This window comes from Leisingera sp. F5 (assembly GCF_001593695.1).
The window spans coordinates 1-1,677 of record NZ_LUKH01000785.1 but is presented as its reverse complement, the minus strand read 5'-3'; the positions used below and the strand labels follow the sequence as shown (position 1 = coordinate 1,677).

Genomic DNA, 1,677 nt, shown 5'->3' with positions numbered 1-1,677 from the left:
GGCTCTACCTCTGGGGCGGGGTCGGGCGCGGCAAGTCGATGCTGATGGACCTGTTTGTCGACAGCCTCGAAGACATCCCTTCGCGCCGGGTGCATTTCCACGCCTTCATGCAGGAAATCCATGCGCATATGCACGAGGCGCGCCAGAACGGGGTCGAGGATGCGCTGGCCCCGGCGGCCAAGGCGGTTGCCGATTCCGTACGGCTCCTGGCCTTTGACGAAATGCAGATCACCGACATCACCGACGCGATGATCGTCGGGCGGCTGTTCGAGGCGCTGTTTGCAGCCGGGGTCACCGTGATCACCACCTCCAACCGGGTGCCGGACGACCTCTATAAAAACGGGCTGAACCGGCAGCTGTTCCTGCCCTTCATCGCCCTGATCAAGGCGCAGATGGATGTGCATGAAATGGTGAGCCCCATCGACTACCGCCAGCACCGGCTGACCGGCGCGCAGGTCTATTTTGCGCCGGTGGACGGCGCGGCCCGGGCCCAGATCCGGGCGATCTGGACGGATCTCTCCGGCGGCCCGGCGCAGCCGCTGAGGCTGGAGGTGAAGGGGCGCGAAGTGACCCTGCCCGCCTTCCGCAACGGCGTGGCGCGGGCCAGTTTTTATGATTTGTGCGGCAAGATGCTGGGGCCAGGGGATTACCTGGCCATCGCGGAGGAGGTCAAGGTGCTGGTGCTGGAAGACATCCCGCGGCTTTCGCGCAACAACTTCAACGAGGCCAGACGGTTCGTGACCCTGATCGACGCTTTGTACGAGGCCAGGGTGCGGCTGATCTGCTCGGCGGCGGCGCAGCCGGAAATGCTCTATGTCGAGGGCGAAGGCACGTTTGAATTTGAACGCACCGCCTCGCGCCTGCGGGAAATGCAGGGCAAGAACTGGGGCGCCGCGGCACCATGATCGTCCGCGGAACGCCCCGGCGGCGGGAGATCTTCCTGATCCTGAACGGGTCGGTAGTGCCGCGCATCCTGCCCAACATCATCGGCGCCGCGCTCTGGGCGCTGCTGGTGCTGGTGCTCGACCGTTATGTGGTTGCGATGCCGCAGATTTCCATCGCGGCCATGGGAGTCTTCGGCCTGTCATTGTCGCTGTTTCTCAGCTTCCGCAACAACGCCGCCTATGACCGATGGTGGGAGGCGCGGCGGATCTGGGGTCGGATGGTCTCCGACGTGCGCAGCCTGGCGCAGGAGCTGCGGATCTTTGCCGGTAAAGGCCAGGACGAGGAGTTTATTCTGACCCGCATCCTCGCCTTTCACCACCTGCACCGCGCCCAGCTGCGCGGGGATGAGGTGGCGGACACGGTCCGGCACTGGATTGGACCCGAAGACGCAGATCAGCTGATGAAGACGGAAAACAGCCCCAACGCCGCCCTGCGCGACATCGCCACCCGCCTGCGCCAGATGGCCGAGGATGGCCGCATCGACGGTTTCGGCCAGCGCACGCTGGCCGAACGGCTGGCTGCTTTCCCGAGCGCCCAGGCCGGCAACGAACGGCTTCTCAGCACGCCCTTGCCCTTTGTCTATTCGCTGCTGGTCTGGCGCACCACCTATCTTTACTGCCTGCTTCTGCCCTTTGCCCTCTTGGACAGCGCCGGCTGGTTCGAGCCGCTGGTGGCCGCGGTAGTGGCCTATGTGTTCTTCGGCCTGGCCGAAGTCACGCATGAGCTGGAGCA

General features: G+C 64.9%; 2 protein-coding genes. Both read left to right on the top strand.

Annotated features, from left to right (window positions below; all coding sequences use genetic code 11):
- Positions 1-905: cell division protein ZapE (gene zapE / locus A2I95_RS35945; protein ID WP_291737311.1), on the top strand; the 905-nt coding region annotated here is incomplete at its 5' end.
- A partial coding sequence (locus A2I95_RS35940) for a bestrophin family protein (RefSeq protein WP_291737310.1) occupies positions 902-1,677 on the top strand: 776 nt, incomplete at its 3' end. The genes zapE and A2I95_RS35940, both read left to right, overlap by 4 nt.